Genomic DNA, 17,183 nt, shown 5'->3' on the forward strand with positions numbered 1-17,183 from the left:
ATGACCTGGACGATCGCCGGAAGCCTCACTGTCGTTCCCGCCCCCACGCGCACTGACCTGCTCGCCGAGCCCGTCGCCAAGACCTTGGCCGCGCTCGCCGACCCGGACGCCGTCGGTGTCACCGAGATCGACCCGTCGCTCGCCGACACCGCCGCCTTCTGCGAGGCGTACGGTTCGCCGCTCGAGGCGTCCGCGAACTGCGTCGTCGTCGCCGGCAAGCGATCGGGCGAAGTCCGGTTCGCGGCCGCGCTCGTGCTCGCGACCACCCGCGCCGACGTCAACGGCGTGATCAAGCGCCGCCTCGACGTCCGCAAGGCGTCGTTCGCGCCGATGGACGAAGCCGTCGCGCTGACCGGGATGGAGTACGGCGGCATCACGCCGGTCGGCCTGCCCGCCGAATGGCCCATCCTGATCGACAAGCGCGTTGCCGACGCACCCGAGCTCGTCATCGGCAGCGGGATCCGGGGCAGCAAGCTGCTGATCTCCGGGGCCGCGCTGGCCGCGTTGCCCGGGGCGGAGGTCGTCGAGGACCTCGCCCGGTGACGTCCGTCTGGCTCCGGTACCTGACCGGTGCCGACATCGACGCGCTCGGCGTCACGGACGAGGACATCGTCGGCGCCGTCGAAGACGTGCTCGCGGACCACGGCCGCGGTCAGGTCGTCTTCGAGCCGCGTACGCACCTCGTGCCGGACAACGGGGGCAAGGGCCACTTCAACATCCTCCGCGGTCACCTGTCCGCGAAGCAGGTCAGTGGCGTGAAGGTCGTCGGTGACTTCGTGGGGAACTTCGAGCGGGGCCTCCCTTCGGAAATGGCGTTGATCCTGCTGCTCGACCCGGACACGGGCATGCCGCGGGCGATCGTCGACGGCACGATGATCACCGAGGCCCGCACCGGCGCGATGACCGCCGTCGGCGCGAAGTACCTGGCCCGCCCGGACGCCCGGGTGCTCGGGCACATCGGTGCCCGCGGTACCGCCTGGTGGAACGTCGTGCTGCTCGACTCCTTGTTCGACTTCGCCGAGATCCGCGTGACCAGCAAGCGCCCGGAGTCCCGGGAGGACTTCGGCCGCCGGCTGTCCGAGCGGCTCGGCAAGGATGTCCGCGTCTGTGCCACGGCCGAGGAGACCCTGGACGGCGCGGACATCCAGGTCGAGGCGTCCCGGCTCGTCGAACCCGAGGCGCTGGTGCGCCGCGAGTTCCTCCGGCCGGGCACCTTCCTGGTGCCCTACGGCACGATCAGCGCGCTCGAGCTCACGCTGCTCGACGACATCGACAAGGTCGTCGTCGACGACTGGCGCGAATCACGGTCCGGCAACCCGCGGTTCGGCGCCCTGCGCCCGCAGCTCAACGCCGGCCTCCTCACCGCGGACGGGGTCCACGCCGAGATCGGCGACATCGTGGCCGGGAAGAAGCCAGGCCGCGAGCACGACGCCGAACGGATCCTGTTCTGGCACCGCGGACTGTCCACAACGGACGTTGCGGTGGCGAACATGATCCTCGCCCGTGCCGAGGCTTCCGGCGTCGGCACCATGCTGCCCTACCGATGATCGTCTCCGACAGCGAGTTCGCCGACAGTGAACGGTTGGTTCTGGACAAACCGCTGGTAGAGACGCTTTCGAGGCGTCGCGCGGCGCTCTTGACGGCGTTGCGAGGCGACGCACCGGTCTACGGCGTCACCACCGGGATGGGCCGCCTCGCGAGCGTCACCCTCGACGCGGAGCAACAGGCCGAGCACCAGCGCAACCTGCTGGTCGGCCGTGCCGTCGGCGGACCGCCGTGGCTGCCGCCCGAGGACGTCCGCGCACTGCTCGTCGCCCGGCTGCGCGACTTCCTGCGGCCGTGGTCGGGGGTGAGCCCGGAGCTGGTGCAGTTCCTCGTGGACCGCTTGAACGACGGCTTCACGCCGGCGGTCCCGCGCTCCGGCCTCGGCAGTTCGGGCGAGATCATCCCGCTGGCACACGCGTTCCAGACGTTCCTCGGCATCGGGACGGTCCTGGAGGACGGTGCCGAGGTCCCAGCCGCTGCGGCGCTCGCCGCGCGCGGCGCCGAGCCGTACGTCCTCGGGCCGAAAGAAGGCGCTTCGCTGTTGCAGGGTTCGCCGCTGGCGATGGTGCACGCGCAGCGCGGCTGGACGGAAACCCGGCAGCTCATCGACCTGCAGACGCTCACCGAAGCGATGGCGATCGACGTGCTGGGCGCGCCGCGCGAGGTCTTCGCACCGGTCATGGCGGGCGGCGACGACCACCTGTGTTCGATGCTGAGTTCCGTGATGGACCTGGTCGGTCCCGGCCCGGTGCGACCCGGCGTCGTGCAGGCCCCGCTTTCGGTGCGGGTCGCGCCGCGGGCGCTCGCCCACGCTTCCCGCGTCAACACGGATCTGTACGAGACGTGGCGGCGCTGGGAGACGATGCCCGGCGATTCGCCGTCTTTCGTCGACGGCGCGTTCCTGCCGGGCACGGGGTACCACGCGGTGGACCTGGGGCTGCGGATGGACGCGGTGACGGCCGCGCTGGTGCACCTCGGCGAGATTTCGGTGCAGCGGACGCACCGGCTGCTCGACGAGCGCTTCAGCGGACTCCCGGCACAGCTCACGGCGGAGCCGGGCCCGCGCGCGGGATTGGTTCCGCTGCACAAGCGGGCGGTCGGCGAGCTCCACGCGCTGCGCCGCCTCGCGACCCCGGCGACGCTCGGTTCGATCGACACGTCGGCCGGTCAGGAGGACGTGCAAGCGTTTGCGGCAGCGGCGGGGGAGCAAATGCGTTCTGCCGCGTCGCACCTTTTCGCGATCACGGCGTGCGAGCTGATCACGGGCTCGCAGGCTCGGTACTTGGCCGGCGGAGACGGCGTTCCGGGTCTTCGCGCGGCGTACGAGTGGGTGCGGTCGGTGGTGCCGCCGGTGGATGAAGACCGTTCGCTCGGCCCCGAAGTCTCGCGGTTGATCGCTGCTTGCCGGGTTGCTCGCTTCAACGATCTGTCCACGCTCACCTGAAGTCTTGGGGGCCGCGGTCCGGCCCGAGATTTCCTTTGCCGCGAATAGCAGCATGACCGGGCCTGCCGGGCAGCTCAGGGATCCGGGTCAAGGCGGGAAAGCGTGCCTTGCCCCGGCACTACCGTCCGTGTTCTGGCTTCGTATCGGGGCTGCGGGGGAGGTCTGGGTGGTGCGCCGGTCATGCCTCAGCGTTGCCGTTCACGACGGTTCGGCACCGGAAAAGGGCGCTACGACCTGCCGGAACCTGCCGGGCCCGCGGGGGCGCCCCCCGTCTCGACACTATCGCGCGGCACCGACGTTTTCGGGCCGTGGCAACGAAATCCACCGAGTTGTCCACAGGGTTGCCCAGATGTGGACAACCTGCCGCCGGAGACCGCCGAAACGGACAGGCGGGGCGATGGCCGCGCTACGTTCGTCGGTGAGCGCCCTCCGGGGACGCGGGCCCCGGGGAAGGAGGGATACGACGGCGGGTCCGCGTGAAGGTGAGGGTGCGGGCATAGGGGCGGAAGCCCAGGTTTCGATACAACGGGAGGGCAGCGACGGATTTCGGATGACCGATCACCGGGTACACGACGGCTTCGCGAGCGCCGGCGTGGTGGGCCGCGCGCAGCGCGGCGAGGCACACCGCGCGGGCGAGCCCCATGCGATGGAACTCCGGCAAGGTTCCGACGGGCTCGAGCTCGCCGACGGCGTTGTGCTCGTCGAGCCAGATCAGGCACTGGGCGGCGAACCGGCCGTCGGGTGCCTCGACGACCCAATCCAGTTCGGCGCGGTACGGCCAGGCGGCCATGACGTTCCGGTAGCTCGGTCCGGTCACCCGTGAGGGGTGCCAGACCGTGCGGTGCACGGCCACGCGCCGTTCGAGATCGTCCGGGCCGACCGGCCGGACGGTGAACCCACCGGGCACCACGGGCTCGGGCAGATCCACGAGGAGGCGAGACATATACGACTGGAAAGCGGCACTCTCCTGAAGTGCGTAACCGCTTCGCTCCAGCGCGGCGAGGACATGCTTTTCGGCGTCGAGCACGGTGACAGTGAGCTCGTCGGCGGAGGCGGTGTCTTCGAACCAGCCGAGCACCTCGGACGCGAGTCCGGGGCGCGCCGGATCGACGAGCAGCGCCAGTTCACCGGGTAGCGAAATCCAGCCCCACGCGACGACTTCGCCATCCGCTTCCCACAGCACGGTCGGCCATTCGGCTTCGCGGCCGGCGTGCTGGAACCGCTGCCACGCGAGATCCCCGACGTGCACCGGACTCGCCTTCGACCAGATCCGCCGGGCCAGGCTCTGCATGGCCCGCAGGTCCTCCGGACCGGCGTAACCGCGGCGCGTGACGGCGGGCATGGGCAGAATCGTCCTGTGCCGCGCCGGCGTTCGCCAAGCGGTTTACCGGAAGGGTGGGTGTGGACGGCGGACTGCTCGGGCGCGCGGCCGCGATGTTCGCGGTGACGAACGTCGACGACCTCGTGCTGCTCGCGGTGTTCTTCGGCCAGGCGGCCGGACGGCGTGGCGAGCTCAAGGTCGTGGCCGGCCAGTTCCTCGGCTTCGCGGCGATCCTCGCCGCGTCGGTCGCGGGAGCGCTGGGCGCAGGGCTGCTGCCGGACGGCGCCGTCCGCTGGCTGGGCGTGCTGCCGGTGCTGCTCGGAATCCGGGCGGCGTGGCAGGCGTGGCACCAGGACGACGACGAACCCACGCCGGCGACCGGACTGCTCGGCATCGCGACGGTGTGCTTCGCCAACGGCGGCGACAACGTCGGCGTGTACGTCCCCGCGTTCGCCGCGACCGGACCGGCGGGTCTGGCCGGTTACGTGGTGGTGTTCCTGGCGGGCGTCGCGGTGTGGTGCGTCGCCGGACGGTTCCTCGCGACCCGCCCGGGCGTCGCCCGGGTGCTGGCGAGGTGGGACCACGTGGCGCTGCCGGTGGTGCTGATCGCGCTCGGCGTGCTGATCCTGCTCGGCGCGTTCTAGCGCGGTCGGGAGGTGCCTGCCGGCTCGCCGGAATGCGCGGCGGCCGTGGTTCGAGCGTCGCGAATGAGTCATTGGGGACCTCGCACGTCCCGAATGAGTCATTCGCGACACCTGCGGGCAGCTTCGGTCCCGTTTCGGCTGTGGAGCACCGCAGCGAGGATTGGCTTCGCCGGAAAACCGGGCGGGGAGGGGTGGGGGTGGGGCCCCGAAGGGGCGCGCACCGCCCCGCAGAGCGGGCCCCGTGGCCCCGGCCGGTGGGCCCGCCGGGCTTACCCGCGCCGGGCGTTCTGCAGGGCGAGGCCCCGGGGTGTCGCCACGCGGACGATCAGCGCGAAGATCCCGTCGCACAGCAGAGCCAGCACCACGGCCGCCAGGCCGCCCGCGAAGATCTCGCCGTAGCCCTGGGCGCCCAGGGCGAAGCCGTCGACGATGTAGCGGCCGAGGCCGCCGCCGTCGTTGACGATTGCTCCGATTGCTACCGTTGCGATCAGCTGGAGGAACGACACCCGGGCGCCCGCCAGGATCACCGGGGACGCCAACGGCAGCTCGAGGCGCAGCATGATCTGCCACTCGCGGTAGCCCGTTCCGCGGGCGGCGTCCACTGTGTCCTGCTCCAAGGACACCACGCCCGCATACGTGTTGGTGAACAGCGGCGGCATCGCCAAGGCGACCAGCGCCAGCAGCAACGGCCAGAACGTCGTGTCCAGCTCCCAGCGGCTGGCCAGGAACCAGAACAGGATGATCAGGCCGAAACTCGGGATCGCCCGGCCGATGTTCACCGCGCTGTTCGCCAGGAACGCGCCGCGGCGGTAATGGGCCAGCCACAACGCCGCCGGGATCGTCAGGACCGCCGCGATCACCAGGGCCAGCAGCGAAAACCTGAGGTGCTCGAGCGTCCGGTACGGGATGCCCGCCTTGTCCGTCCAGCTCCAGCGGTTCGGGTCGGCGAGCCACGCGTTCAGCTGGTCGAGGAAGCTCATCGCGCCCGCACCTTCCGCGACCAGGGGGCCAGGAGGCGCTCGCTCAGCCAGAGCACGAGGTCGACGATCACCGCCAGCGCCACCGACAGCACCACTCCGACGATGATCTCCGTCGAGTTGGGCGTCGCTGTCTGGATGCCCGCGCGGATGAAGTAACCCAGGCCGCCGAGGCCGAGCATCGATGTCACCGTGACCAGGCCGATCGTCGTCACCGCCGCGACGCGCAGGCCGGCGATCACCACCGGCAGCGCCAGGGGCAGCTCGATCTGCCAGAGCAGCCTGCCCCGCGTGTACCCCATGCCGACCGCGGCCTCGCGGACCTCGTTCGGCACCTGGTCGACGCCCGTGACGATGTTGCGGACCAGGATGAGCAGCGTGTACGTGGCCAGGGGGATCATCGCGGTGAGGAACGTCAGCCCGAAGAACGGCACCAGCACCGCGAACGCGCCGAGGCTCGGGATCACGTAGAGCGCGCCGGCCGCGCTCAGGATGAACCCGTACGACCAGCGGAAACGCAGCGAAAGCACAGCGAGCCCGATCGACACGACCAGACCGGCGCCGAGTGCCGCGGCGGTCAGGGAGATGTGTTCGCCGAGGCGCTGGACGATGTCGTCCGCGTTGCGGTCCACCCACTTCCACTGGAAGAGCGGGGGTCCGCTGTCGGCGGCCAGCGGGGTCACGTGCACCGGCCGACCCTACCCCGATCGGGCGGGAAAATTCCGCAGACTGGGAATCCGGCCGCCGTTCTCCCAATATGCGGACACTTGTCGGTGCTCCGGGCTAGGGTCCTTTCGTCTGTTCGAGTGACGAAGGAGTGGGGATTCGTGCGCTGGTTCCGGAACGCGTCGATGGTGGCGGTGGCCGTCGCGGCGACGCTCGGCTTGGCCGCCTGTGGTGGTGGCAGCGACAGCGGTGACAAGCCCGCCGCGCAGAGCAAGGGTGGCGCGCCGATCGTCGTCGCGTCCTTCAACTTCACCGACAGCCAGATCCTCGCGGAGATCTACGCGCAGGCGCTGGAAGCCAAGGGCTACCCGGTGACGCGCAAGCTGAACCTGGGCTCGCGGGAGCTGATCTACCCGTCGCTGAAGTCCGGTGAGCTGCAGTTCATCCCGGAGTACCAGGGTGCGGCGATCACCACCGGCTTCGGCAAGGAGGCGGGCAAGACCGCGCAGGAGGAGCACGAGCAGCTGGCCAAGCTGTTCGAGCCGAGCGGCATCTCGCTGCTCAACTTCGCGGCCGCCGAGGACAAGAACACCTACATCGTCAAGTCCGACCTGGCGAAGTCCAAGGGCATCGCGTCGATCAGCGACCTGAAGAAGCTGGACAAGGTCGTCATGGCGGGCCCGCCGGAGTGCGAGAAGCGCCTGCCCTGCTTCAAGGGCTTCACCGACGTCTACAAGCTGACGAACGCGACCTTCCAGACCATCCAGGAAGCCGGGCCGCGGGTCGAGCAGCTCAAGTCGGGTGCGGTCACGGTCATCCCGGTCGACTCGGTCAGCCCGCTGACCGGCGACTCGAACTACACGGTGCTCAAGGACGACCTGAACATCGTGCCGACCGAGAACGTCGTGCCCGCGGTGAACAAGAAGGTCCTCGACGAGCGCGGCGCCGACTTCGCGAACGCCGTCAACGCGGTGAGCGCCAAGCTGACCACGGACGTCATGCGCGACTTGAACAAGCGCGTCGACTCCGACGGCGAGAAGGCCGCCGACGTCGCGAAGGACTGGCTCTCCCAGGCCGGTCTCTGAGCACGAGGGCCCTCGGAACCCGTTCCGAGGGCCCTCGTCCCCCCTAGTCGTTCAGCAGGATGCCCTCGGGGACGCCGGCCACCTCGATCCCGCGCCAGATCGAGCGCCAGTCCGGCAGCTCGTGGTAGCGCCGCAGCTCGGCGACGCCGCTGAGCCAGCCGCCCCAGGCCGAGTACGGCGGGTTCTCGGGGTCGAACCCGCTGTGCACGATGGTGAGCCGGGTCCGGCCGTCCGAGCCGTCCAGCTCCCAGGTCGTGGTCTCGTTGTCGGCGAAGCGCAGGGCCGCCTTGCGGCCCGGTTCGAACTCGACGAACTTGGCGCCGCCCGGGTCCACGTCGAACCCGCCCATCGCGAACCGGCCGCCCAGCCGGGGCTCGATGTCCACGTGGGTGCGGAACCACTCGCGGAAGTGCTCCGGCTGGACCAGGGAGTCGAACACCGCCTCCGGCGCCGCGTCGATGACGACCGACGCGCGCAGCTCGTCCGAGGTGAAGTCGATCTTCGGGGTCAGCTCGCGGCCGGCCAGGTAGTCGGCCAGGTTGGCGATCGCCAGCGCCCAGAACGTCTGCACCGCGCCCCGGGCACCGGCCCGGTCGTTGATGATGTCCTCGAAGCTGGGCAGGTCGCTGTGGCTGAGCGTCACCAGCGTGCCGGCCTCGTCCTCGGCCACCTCGAACTGGACCGTGGCCTCCACGCCCTCCACGGTCCAGCCGAACCGGACGGTGCGCTCGTCCACGTGCAGCACGCGCTGGTGCGGCTCGGCGCCGTCCGGGGTGGACGGGCCCCAGAACTCGTACCGGCCGGGCAGGTCGACCTCGGCGTGCTCGGTCAGCCAGACGCGCAGCGCGGCCGGATCGGTCAGCGCCTCGTACGTGACCTTCGGCGGGGCCGGCACGACCGCGCGGAGGACCATGTCAGGTTCGGTCATCGGGATTTCCCTTCGGGTAGCAGGCGACGGCCAGGCGGAACGCGTCGCCTTCGGCGCCGCCGTAGCGGGTGAACAGGTCCTGCAGCGTCTGCTGCAGGTCGTCGAGGAACGCCTTGCGCTGCTCCGGGCGCACCCGGATCTCCCCGGACACGCCGATCGACGGCAGGTCCGGCCGGGTGCGGTCGAGGGCGGCGACGTCGGCCTGGACGTCCTCCATCAGGTCGACCAGGTAGCCGAGGCTGAGCCGGTCGCGGGTCTGGCGCAGCCCGATCCGCCCCACCAGGCCCGGGGACAGCCAGTAGGACCGGGCGGTGGCCTGGTAGATCCCCTCGTGGATCCCGCGCACCCGGCGCTCGGCCACCTGGCCGACCAGACCGGCCTCCAGCAGGCGTTTCACGTGGTAGTAGACCCGCTGCGGGGTCTGGTCGAGCTCGACCGCGACCTCGGTGCACGACCGGGGCTCGGCGAGCTGCCGCAGCACTTCGATCCGCTGCGGCTTGAGCAGGGCCTCGGCCTGCTCGATCTGATCGAGGTAGACGACGTCTCTCATGGCGAAAATCAGCTTGTACGTAAAAAAACTTTTTGTCAATGGGCCCGCAGAGGCCAGGGACGAGGAGGTTTCGGCGGCTAAGCGGTCCCGCGCACGACCCAGGCGCGGGCCGACAGCGGGATCGAGCCGTCCGGCGCGGTCGGCAGGCGGCTGCGCAGGAGCTCACGGATCTGGTCCCGGCGGGCTCCGGGAAGGGTCGCGAGGTACGCCGGCCCCGGGCCCTGCTGGCCGAGGAACGGCTGCCAGTAGTCGTCGAAGCCGGTGAACACGGTCGGGATCCTGATCTCGCCGACCGCCACCCCGGCCAGGCCCGCGTCCGTCCACAACCGGCCGAGCGGCTCCGGCCGGCAGAGCGGGAACCGGCGGCCTTCGTGCAGGTCGGCGGCCGCCGGGTCCAGCTCGGCCGCGGCGTCCCAGAAGTACCGGAGCAGCTCCATGCCCTGCGCGAGGTCCCACAGGTAGGCCATGGCCAGGCCGCCCGGAACGGTCACCCGCTTGATCTCCGCGGCGGCCGCGGCCGGGTCGGGGACGAAGTTCAGCACGAGCCCGGACACGACGACGTCGAAGCGGTCGTCCGGGAACGGCAGCTCCCGGGCGTCGGCGAGGGTGAACGACGCCCGCGGATCGGTCACGCGCTCCCGGGCCGTCGCCAGGAATCCCTCGGACGGGTCGACGCCGGTGACCTCCGCCGGGTCGGCCGCGGTCAGCACCGCGGCCGTCAGCGCGCCGGTCCCGCAGCCGACGTCGAGCCAGCGGCGGCTCGCCGGGACGTCGAGACCCCGCACGAACGTCTCCGCGAGCCGGCGGCTCCAGCGCCCCATGAAGGCCTCGTAAGCGTCACCCGATTGCCACATGCTGGGGAGTACAGCACAAAAATCGCTGGTCAGCCGTTCGCCAGGTCACCGGTCGCGGTGTGGCCCGCCGACGTCGCGCGGCGCAGGAACCCGGCGATCAGGTCGAGCTCGGCTTCGCTGTAGTCCGCGCACAGGTCGTCCATCGCGGTGTTCATCCCCGAATACAGCCGGAAGAGCTCCGAGTTGCGGCCGCGGACCGCGCGCACGGCGACCGCGCGCCGGTCGGCCGCCCCGGGGTCGCGTTCGCGGACGATCCAGCCGCCCTTCTGCAGCCGGTCGAGGATGCCGGTCATCGTCGCCGGGTGCAGCCCGGCCCGGCGGGCCAGCGCGCTCGGGCCGAGCGGGCCGTGCCGGGCGATCAGCTCGAGGCAGTCCAGGTCGACGTCCTTGAGCGCCAGCCGGCCGCTGACCTGGTGGTTCAGCAGCGCGAGCTGGTTGCGCAGCTCCCGCAGCGCGTCCTTCACCGCCACCGTCGACCGGCGGTGCGCTCCCGAACCCATGCCGGGAGCCTAACCGCCGAGCGCCATCCTCGTGTACGCGCGGACGTCGGCGTCCGAGTCGCCGCGCCGCGCCCGCAGCCGCGAAGCGACTTCAGCCGAGTCCGCCCACTTGCCGAGCGCCTGGACGGCGGCCCGCCGGACGTTCGGGTGCTCGTCCTCCAGGGCGTCGAGCAGCGGTTCCGACGGCGTGGCCAGCGCACCCAGTGCCGTCGCCGCCCCGCGGCGGACCTGCCAGGCCGGGTCGGCGGCCGCGGCCACCGCGAGGTCCGCCAGGTCACCGCCGCAGCCGAGGTCGGCGGCGGCCGTCAGCGCGGCCGCGCGCACGAGCAGGTCCGGGTCGACGGCCAGCGCGGAGACCGTCCCGGTGGACCGTGGGTCGCCGATCGTCCCCAACCCGGCCGCCACCGCGACCCGGACTTCGCGTGACGCGTCCGAGGCCGCCTCCGCCAGTGTCGAAGCCGCGTCCAGCGACACCAGGCCGCGGATCGCCTCCAGCCGGACCACGACCGCCGGGTCGGCCAGCGAGGCCGCGAACAACGGCGCGTCGCCGAGCCGCAGCGCCCGCAGGACGTCGAGGGCCACCGACCGCACGTCCCCGTCGGACACCGTCAGCGCCGACCGCAGTCCGTCGCCCAGGGAAGACGACGGCGTCAGCACCTCCACCAGCTCGCGCAGCCCGGCCGCCGCCGCGGCCCGCACGCGCGCGTCGATGTCGTGCAACGCCGTGACCAGCGCCGGCCCGAAGCCGTCCGGTGCCGACTCGGTGAGCGCCGCGATCGCCGTGGTGCGGACCTCGGCGTCCGGATCGGCCAGGTACGACGACAGTGCCTCGAGCGAAGGCTGGTCCTCCGCCAGCGCGACGACTTCGAGGACCCGCGGCGACGAATGCGTCCGGGCCGGAGAGACGGTGGCCACGTCCGGCGGCGTGTGCCCGCTGAAGGCCGTGTGGGTGCCGAGGACCTCGACGTCGAAGTCCGGCACCGAGAACTCCGGCACCGGCACGACGTAGGGCGGCACCGGCCGCTTGACGAACTCCATTTCGCCGGCTGCCGTCTTGCGCAGGTTCAGGTGCGCGAGCCAGGAGACGTCGTCGCGGCCCGGGTGGTCGGTCCGGTCGTGGTAGAGCCCCCACCGGCTCTCGGTCCGCACCAGTGACGCGCGCGCGGCCATCTCGGCGCAGTCGCGGATGAACGTCACCTCGGCGCAGCGCATCAGCTCGTGCGGCGTCCGCGCCCCCATCGAAGCGATCTCGCCGGTCATCCGCGCGAACGTCTCGAGGGCGATCTCCAGCTTCGCCGTCGTCTTCGGCGGCGCGACGTAGTCGTTGACGAACCGCCGCAGCTTGTACTCCACCTGCTGCTGCGGTGGACCGTCCGGAGTGGACAGAGGCCGGTAGATCAGCGAATGTGCCGCAACGATCTGGTCTTCGGGCAACGGAACACGAGGACGCAGCGAACCCGAAGCGTGGGCACCCGCGAGATCGCCGTAGACGAACGCGCCGATCATGTAGTTGTGCGGCACGCAGGCGAGGTCGCCCGCCGCGTACAGGCCGGGGACCGTCGTCGCGCCGTTCTCGTCCACCCACACACCGGACGCCGAATGCCCGCCGCACAGGCCGATCTCCGAGATGTGCATCTCGACGTCGTGCGTGCGGTAGTCGTGACCGCGGGTGGCGTGGAACGTCCCGCGCGTCGGCCGTTCGGTCGTGTGCAGGATGTTCTCCAGCGCGCCCAGCGTCTCCTCCGGCAGGTGCGTCAGCTTGAGGTAGATCGGCCCGCGCGCCGACGAGATCTCGCGCGCGACCTCGGCCATCATCTGCCCAGACCAGTAGTCGCAGTCGACAAAGCGATCGCCCGCCGCGTTGACCTGGTAGCCGCCGAACGGGTTCGCGACATAGGCGCAGGCCGGGCCGTTGTAGTCCTTGATCAGCGGGTTGATCTGGAAGCACTCGATCCCGGACAGCTCGGCGCCCGCGTGGTAGGCCATCGCGTAGCCGTCACCGGCGTTCGTCGGGTTCTCGTACGTGCCGTAGAGGTATCCGCTCGACGGCAGGCCCAGCCGTCCACAAGGGCCGGTCGCGAGGATCACCGCGGACGCCGAAACCGTGACGAACTCGCCGGTCCGCGTGTTGAACCCGACGGCGCCGACCGCGCGCCCACCGGACGTCAGCACTCGCACCGGCATGACGCGGTTCTCGATCGTGATGTGCTCGCGCATGTGCTTCTGCCGCAGCACGCGGTAGAGCACCTTCTTGATGTCCTTGCCCTCCGGCATCGGCAACACGTAGCTGCCGGACCGGTGCACGCGCCGCACGGCGTACTCGCCGTACTCGTCCTTCTCGAACTTGACGCCGTACTTCTCCAGGCGCTGCACCATGGCGAAGCCGCGCCGCGCGGTCTGGTACACAGTGGACTGGTTGACGACGCCGTCGTTGGCGCGGGTGATCTCGGCGACGTAGTCCTCCGGCGTCGCCTTGCCCGGGATGACCGCGTTGTTGACGCCGTCCATGCCCATCGCCAGCGCGCCCGAGTGCCGGACGTGCGCCTTCTCCAGCAGCAGCACGTTCGCACCGTTCTCGGCGGCGGTCAGCGCGGCCATGGTCCCGGCCGTGCCGCCGCCGATGACCAGCACGTCGGTCTCGAAGTGCGTCCGCGTCGACGCCGGTGGTGCTTCGAACGTCATGCCGCCACCAGCCCGTCCAGGACCTCGGCGCGCTCGGCCGCCACCGCCGGTTCGGCCGTCCGCGGCCGCGACGACTCGACGACCTTCGCCAGCCGCCCGTCGCGGGTCAGCACCGCTACTCGGTCGGCCAGGAACAGGGCCTCGTCGACGTCGTGGGTCACGAACACCACGGTCGTCGGCCGCTGGTGCCACACGTCGACGAGCAGGCGCTGCATGGCCGTCCGGGTTTGGGCGTCGAGCGCGCCGAACGGCTCGTCGGCGAGGATCACCCGCGGCTCCCCGGCCAGGGTGCGGGCGAGCTGGACGCGCTGCCGCATGCCGCCGGACAGCTCCCGCGGCAGGTGGTCTTCGTAGCCGGCCAGGCCGACCTGCGTCAGCCACGCCTCCGCTTCGACGCGCCGCCGCGCCCGCGGGACGCGCCGGATGGCCAGGGGCAGTTCGACGTTGCGGCGGACCGAACGCCAGGGGAGCAGCCCGTCGTCCTGGAACACCAGCGCGCGTTCGGCGGACGTGCCGGTCACCTTCACGCCGGCGGACAGGACGCGGCCCGACGACACGGGCAGCAGCCCGGCCAACGTGCGCAGCAGCGTCGACTTGCCGCACCCCGAAGGCCCGGTGACGGCCAGGATTTCGGCGTCGGCGACGTCCAGGTCGATGCCGGACAGCACCGCCCGTTGTCCGTAATGGACGGTAAGGTTCTCGATGCGGAGGCTCATGCGTTCTCCCCTCGGGGCAGCCAGCGGGTGGCGCGGCGGCCGAGCAGTTCGACGGCGGCCGAGGTGACCCAGCCGAGCAGGCCGATGGTGAGCATCCCGACGATCACGCCGGGGTAGTCGACGACGGTGTAGGCCTGCCAGGTCCGGTAGCCGACGCCGAACTCGCCGGAGATCATCTCCGCCGAGATCACGCAGATCCACGAAACGCCCATGCCGACGGACAATCCGCCGAACACGCCGGGCAGCGCGCCCGGTAGCACGACGTTCCACAGCACGCGCCGCCGCGAGCCGCCCATGGTGCGGATCGCGTCCTCCCAGACCACCGGCAGCGCGCGCACGGCGTGCCGCGTGCTGACCACGACCGGGAAGAACGCCGCGAGGAACGTGATGAACACGATGCCCTGCTCGTTGGTGGGGAAGAGCAGGATCGCGATCGGCACCACCGCGATCGCCGGGATGGGCCGCACGACTTCCAGCAGCGGCTGGACGACGTCGGACGTGCCGCGGGAGCGCGCGATCGCCGTCCCGAGGCCGATGCCGAACACCGCGGCCAGCGCGAAGCCGGTGACGATCCGGCGCAGGGAATCGAGCAGGTCCTGGTAGTAGACGGCGGTGCCGAGCTGGTAGCCGAGGTCGCGGGCGACTTCGACCGGGGTGGGCAGGCGGTCGAAGTGCAGCCACAGGTCGATGTCGAACGCGGTCAGCAGCTCCCACACGACCAGCGCGGCGACGATGCTGCCCGCGCGGACGGCGAGCCGGCTGAACCGCCTTCTCGGTGGTACGGGCGGGGCTTCGGTGACGGCGGGTTCGTGTTCGAGGGTCTGGGTCATCGGGACTCCTCCACGGCTTGCGCGTAGCTGACGATCGAGCCGGGGTGCCCGGCGAGGTGGGCGCGGGCGCCGTCTTCGGTGGTGAAGGGCAGCAGTGCGCCGCCCGCGTCGCGCACCCAGACGGCCTTGTCCGCGAACCAGCGGGTGCCCGTGGCCGCGTCCGGGACGTAGGCCGCGCGCACCGGCTTTCCCGCGTGCGCCACCGCCTTGAGCAGGCATGACGGGGTGGCCGCGGGGTGCGTCGCGGTCTCGCCGGCCAGCCACAGCTCGCCCGCGGTGCGCGGGTCGGTGACGGGCTGCGAGCACGTCGTGTCGAAGCCGGTCACCGGCGCCGGATTGTCCAAAGAGGACGCGGCGGTGTCGTACGCCGGGCCGTAGATCTCCCGCAGGTAGCGGTCGTCGACGAACGCGCCGAGGTCGAGCTGCTTGATGTTGCCGATCGAGCGCAGGAACGGCGCGTCGGTTTCCAGCGCGCTGATCAGCGGGCGCTTCAGTGGCAGGTCGAAGGTGACCATGCCGCCCGCGCCGTTGTAGAGGTAGACGACCTCGGGCGGGAGTTTCGTCGCGGACGCCACCTTCAACGCCGCGTCCATCGGATGCTCGTGCAAGTAGTCGGTCGCGTCGCGCTGCGCGCGCAGGAACTCCGTGACGACGTCGTGGTGACTGTCCGCATAGGACTCCCGGACGACGACGCCGTGCCACGTCGGCAGCTTCAGCGCCGAGCCGTCGTAGAGCAGCCGCGCCTGGTTCGCGAACACCAGCTGCCCCGGCCACGCGACGAACTGGCCGAGCGCGTCGACCGCGCCGGACTGCAGCCCGGACGCGCCGACCGCGGGCGCCTGGTTCTGGATGTGGACGTCGTCGGGGCCGATGCCGATGTTCTGCAGCGCGTGCACGGTGGTGCCGTGCCCGGCCGAGCCGATGCTCGACGAGATCTTCTTGCCGCGCAGGTCGGCGAGGGTGTGCGCGGGCGAGCCCGGCGGCACGACGACCATGTTGAGCGCGCCCAGCAGGTTGTAGCCGGTGGCGGCGACCAGCAAGGTGTGGCCGTCGCCGAACTCCTGCGTGCGGGACCCGTTGATGAGCAACGGGTAGTCGCCCATCGAGCCGATGTCGATCTTGCCCGCCACCATCTGCGCGGTGATCGGCGCGCCGGTCGAATAGTCCTGCCACGTGACGTGATAGCGCTTCCCGTCCCGTTTGCCCAGGTCGGTGAGGCGCTTCTCGAAGTACCCCAGCGAACGCAGCAACGTGCCCGCGGTGACGGTGTTGATCGTCTTCGACTGGTAGCCGATGACGACGTCGACGTCGTTCGACGTGGCCGCGTTCGCGGTGCAGCCCGCGACCAGCAACGCGGCGGCGAGCAGGATCCGGACGGCCTTCATCGCAGCAGGTACGGCATGGTGATGGTCACCGCACCGGTCGGGCAGCGCGCCGCGCACGGCCCGCAGTACCAGCACTCGTCGACGTGCATGTACGCCTTGTCGGTGTCCGGGTCGATGGCCAGGGAGTCGAGCGGGCACATGTCGACGCACAGCCGGCAGCCGTCGAGGCACTTCGACTCGTCGATCGTGACCGGGACGTCGACCCGGCTGGGCACGAGGGGCATGGCGGTCTCCTTCAGGAACGGTCGAGGCGGGCGCGCATGGTGAGGCGGTCGCCGCGCAGGCGGATGTACTCGAGGTCGACCGGGTGGCCGGAGGCGAAGTGGGTCAGGCGTTCCCAGCGCAGCAGCGCCGAACCGGGCGGCACCTCCAGCACCGCGGCGGTTTCCGCGTCGGCGTTGAGGGCTTCGATGTCGATGTCGGCGTAGCCCAGCCGCTGCCCGGACGTCTCCTCGATGAGCGCGAACACGTCCCGCCCGGCGAGGTCGTGCTCCAGCAGCGGTTTCCCGATCTCCGGCAGCAGGTAGGTGAGGTCGAGCGACAGCGGGACGCCGTCGAGTTTCCTGAGTCGCTCGAGGTAGACGACCTCGGAGCGTTCGGGCACGCCGAGCCGGTGCGCCACCACGGCGGGCGCGGGCACCACGTCGGCGGTCCGGACGTCGTTGGTGACCTCGCCGTGCTCGCGCAGGACCTCGGCCAGCCCGGCGAGCCGGTTGAGCCCGTGCGGGTACTTGTGCCCGACCACGACCGTCCCGACGCCGGGCTGGCGCGTGATCAGGCCGTCGTCGCGCAGCAGCGCGAGGGCTTCCCGCACGGTGTTGCGGGTCGCCGAGAACTCCACGGTGAGGTCCTCCTCACACGGCAGCGTCTCCTCGGCCAGCACCTGACGGCGCAGCAGGTCGGCGACCTGTCTGGCGCTGTCGGACCGCGTCCGGCGGGGTGTGGTGGGCATGGCGGCGAGAATGGCCAGCGGACGTTAACGCCGTGTTACGCCACTTCCGGTGCCCATGGCGGGCCTCTGACCTGCGAAAACAGCTGTCCAGGGCGGACTTCCGC

Annotated in this window: 18 protein-coding genes; 5 read left to right on the forward strand and 13 right to left on the reverse strand. The window is 71.1% G+C overall.

The features are described 5' to 3' along the window. From AB0G28_RS01040 to AB0G28_RS01050, 3 genes are read left to right on the forward strand one after another with little or no spacing between them, the layout of a single operon-like run. Positions 1-543 carry a YbaK/EbsC family protein gene (locus tag AB0G28_RS01040; RefSeq protein ID WP_361081687.1) on the forward strand — a complete coding sequence of 181 codons (543 nt, stop codon included), beginning with the start codon at positions 1-3 and terminating at the stop codon, positions 541-543. After that, positions 540-1,547 (forward strand): ornithine cyclodeaminase family protein, encoded by a 1,008-nt coding sequence (locus tag AB0G28_RS01045; protein WP_361081689.1) that lies wholly within the window; start codon positions 540-542, stop codon positions 1,545-1,547. Before AB0G28_RS01040 ends, AB0G28_RS01045 begins: the two co-directional genes overlap by 4 nt. Next, a complete protein-coding gene (locus AB0G28_RS01050) occupies positions 1,544-2,989 on the forward strand; it encodes an aromatic amino acid lyase (RefSeq protein ID WP_361081691.1) in 1,446 nt (481 codons plus the stop codon). Before AB0G28_RS01045 ends, AB0G28_RS01050 begins: the two co-directional genes overlap by 4 nt. Before the next feature lie 406 nt (positions 2,990-3,395). On the opposite strand, the gene AB0G28_RS01055 is transcribed toward AB0G28_RS01050, so the two are convergent. Further along, complete coding sequence (locus AB0G28_RS01055) at positions 3,396-4,331, reverse strand: GNAT family N-acetyltransferase (RefSeq protein WP_361081693.1); 936 nt, start codon at positions 4,329-4,331, stop codon at positions 3,396-3,398. 59 nt (positions 4,332-4,390) lie between these two features. On the opposite strand from AB0G28_RS01055, the gene AB0G28_RS01060 reads away from it, so the two are divergent. Further along, positions 4,391-4,954 (forward strand): cadmium resistance transporter, encoded by a 564-nt coding sequence (locus tag AB0G28_RS01060; RefSeq protein ID WP_361081695.1) that lies wholly within the window; start codon positions 4,391-4,393, stop codon positions 4,952-4,954. Between the two features lie 269 nt (positions 4,955-5,223). Here AB0G28_RS01060 and AB0G28_RS01065 read toward each other — a convergent pair whose 3' ends face one another. Together AB0G28_RS01065 and AB0G28_RS01070 are read right to left on the reverse strand one after the other, a co-directional pair. Then, positions 5,224-5,934 (reverse strand): ABC transporter permease, encoded by a 711-nt coding sequence (locus AB0G28_RS01065; protein ID WP_361081697.1) that lies wholly within the window; start codon positions 5,932-5,934, stop codon positions 5,224-5,226. Next, entirely contained in the window at positions 5,931-6,620 is a 690-nt protein-coding gene (locus tag AB0G28_RS01070) for an ABC transporter permease (protein WP_361081699.1), read from the reverse strand. The genes AB0G28_RS01065 and AB0G28_RS01070 overlap by 4 nt, the downstream gene beginning before the upstream one ends. A gap of 162 nt (positions 6,621-6,782) precedes the next feature. On the opposite strand from AB0G28_RS01070, the gene AB0G28_RS01075 reads away from it, so the two are divergent. Beyond that, positions 6,783-7,682 (forward strand): ABC transporter substrate-binding protein, encoded by a 900-nt coding sequence (locus AB0G28_RS01075; RefSeq protein WP_361082344.1) that lies wholly within the window; start codon positions 6,783-6,785, stop codon positions 7,680-7,682. Positions 7,683-7,725: 43 nt separating this feature from the next. On the opposite strand, the gene AB0G28_RS01080 is transcribed toward AB0G28_RS01075, so the two are convergent. The 10 genes from AB0G28_RS01080 to AB0G28_RS01125 all read right to left on the reverse strand — a co-directional run bounded on the left by AB0G28_RS01080 (position 7,726) and on the right by AB0G28_RS01125 (position 17,079). Further along, complete coding sequence (locus AB0G28_RS01080; RefSeq protein WP_361081701.1) at positions 7,726-8,610, reverse strand: SRPBCC domain-containing protein; 885 nt, start codon at positions 8,608-8,610, stop codon at positions 7,726-7,728. Further along, positions 8,597-9,160 (reverse strand): helix-turn-helix domain-containing protein, encoded by a 564-nt coding sequence (locus AB0G28_RS01085; protein ID WP_361081703.1) that lies wholly within the window; start codon positions 9,158-9,160, stop codon positions 8,597-8,599. The genes AB0G28_RS01080 and AB0G28_RS01085 overlap by 14 nt, the downstream gene beginning before the upstream one ends. A 77-nt stretch (positions 9,161-9,237) precedes the next feature. Further along, positions 9,238-9,981: a class I SAM-dependent methyltransferase gene (locus AB0G28_RS01090; protein ID WP_361081705.1), complete on the reverse strand. Its 744-nt coding sequence runs from the start codon at positions 9,979-9,981 to the stop codon at positions 9,238-9,240. Between the two features lie 62 nt (positions 9,982-10,043). Next, positions 10,044-10,514, reverse strand: a complete 471-nt coding sequence (locus AB0G28_RS01095) for a MarR family transcriptional regulator (RefSeq protein WP_361081707.1) — start codon at positions 10,512-10,514, stop codon at positions 10,044-10,046. Between the two features lie 9 nt (positions 10,515-10,523). Further along, the gene (locus AB0G28_RS01100) at positions 10,524-13,196 is read right to left on the reverse strand and encodes a fumarate reductase/succinate dehydrogenase flavoprotein subunit (protein ID WP_361081709.1); all 2,673 of its coding nucleotides are present in this window, start codon (positions 13,194-13,196) and stop codon (positions 10,524-10,526) included. After that, positions 13,193-13,912, reverse strand: a complete 720-nt coding sequence (locus AB0G28_RS01105) for an ABC transporter ATP-binding protein (RefSeq protein WP_361081711.1) — start codon at positions 13,910-13,912, stop codon at positions 13,193-13,195. Before AB0G28_RS01105 ends, AB0G28_RS01100 begins: the two co-directional genes overlap by 4 nt. Further along, positions 13,909-14,742, reverse strand: a complete 834-nt coding sequence (locus tag AB0G28_RS01110; protein WP_361081713.1) for an ABC transporter permease — start codon at positions 14,740-14,742, stop codon at positions 13,909-13,911. The genes AB0G28_RS01105 and AB0G28_RS01110 overlap by 4 nt, the downstream gene beginning before the upstream one ends. After that, positions 14,739-16,127 (reverse strand): ABC transporter substrate-binding protein, encoded by a 1,389-nt coding sequence (locus tag AB0G28_RS01115; protein WP_361081715.1) that lies wholly within the window; start codon positions 16,125-16,127, stop codon positions 14,739-14,741. Before AB0G28_RS01115 ends, AB0G28_RS01110 begins: the two co-directional genes overlap by 4 nt. After that, on the reverse strand, positions 16,124-16,351 hold the full coding sequence (locus AB0G28_RS01120; RefSeq protein WP_086842460.1) for a ferredoxin family protein: 228 nt from the start codon (positions 16,349-16,351) through the stop codon (positions 16,124-16,126). Before AB0G28_RS01120 ends, AB0G28_RS01115 begins: the two co-directional genes overlap by 4 nt. Before the next feature lie 11 nt (positions 16,352-16,362). Beyond that, the gene (locus AB0G28_RS01125) at positions 16,363-17,079 is read right to left on the reverse strand and encodes a GntR family transcriptional regulator (RefSeq protein WP_361081717.1); all 717 of its coding nucleotides are present in this window, start codon (positions 17,077-17,079) and stop codon (positions 16,363-16,365) included. Positions 17,080-17,183: the final 104 nt, after the last annotated feature.

This window comes from Amycolatopsis sp. NPDC021455 (assembly GCF_040640995.1).
Lineage (GTDB): Bacteria > Actinomycetota > Actinomycetes > Mycobacteriales > Pseudonocardiaceae > Amycolatopsis.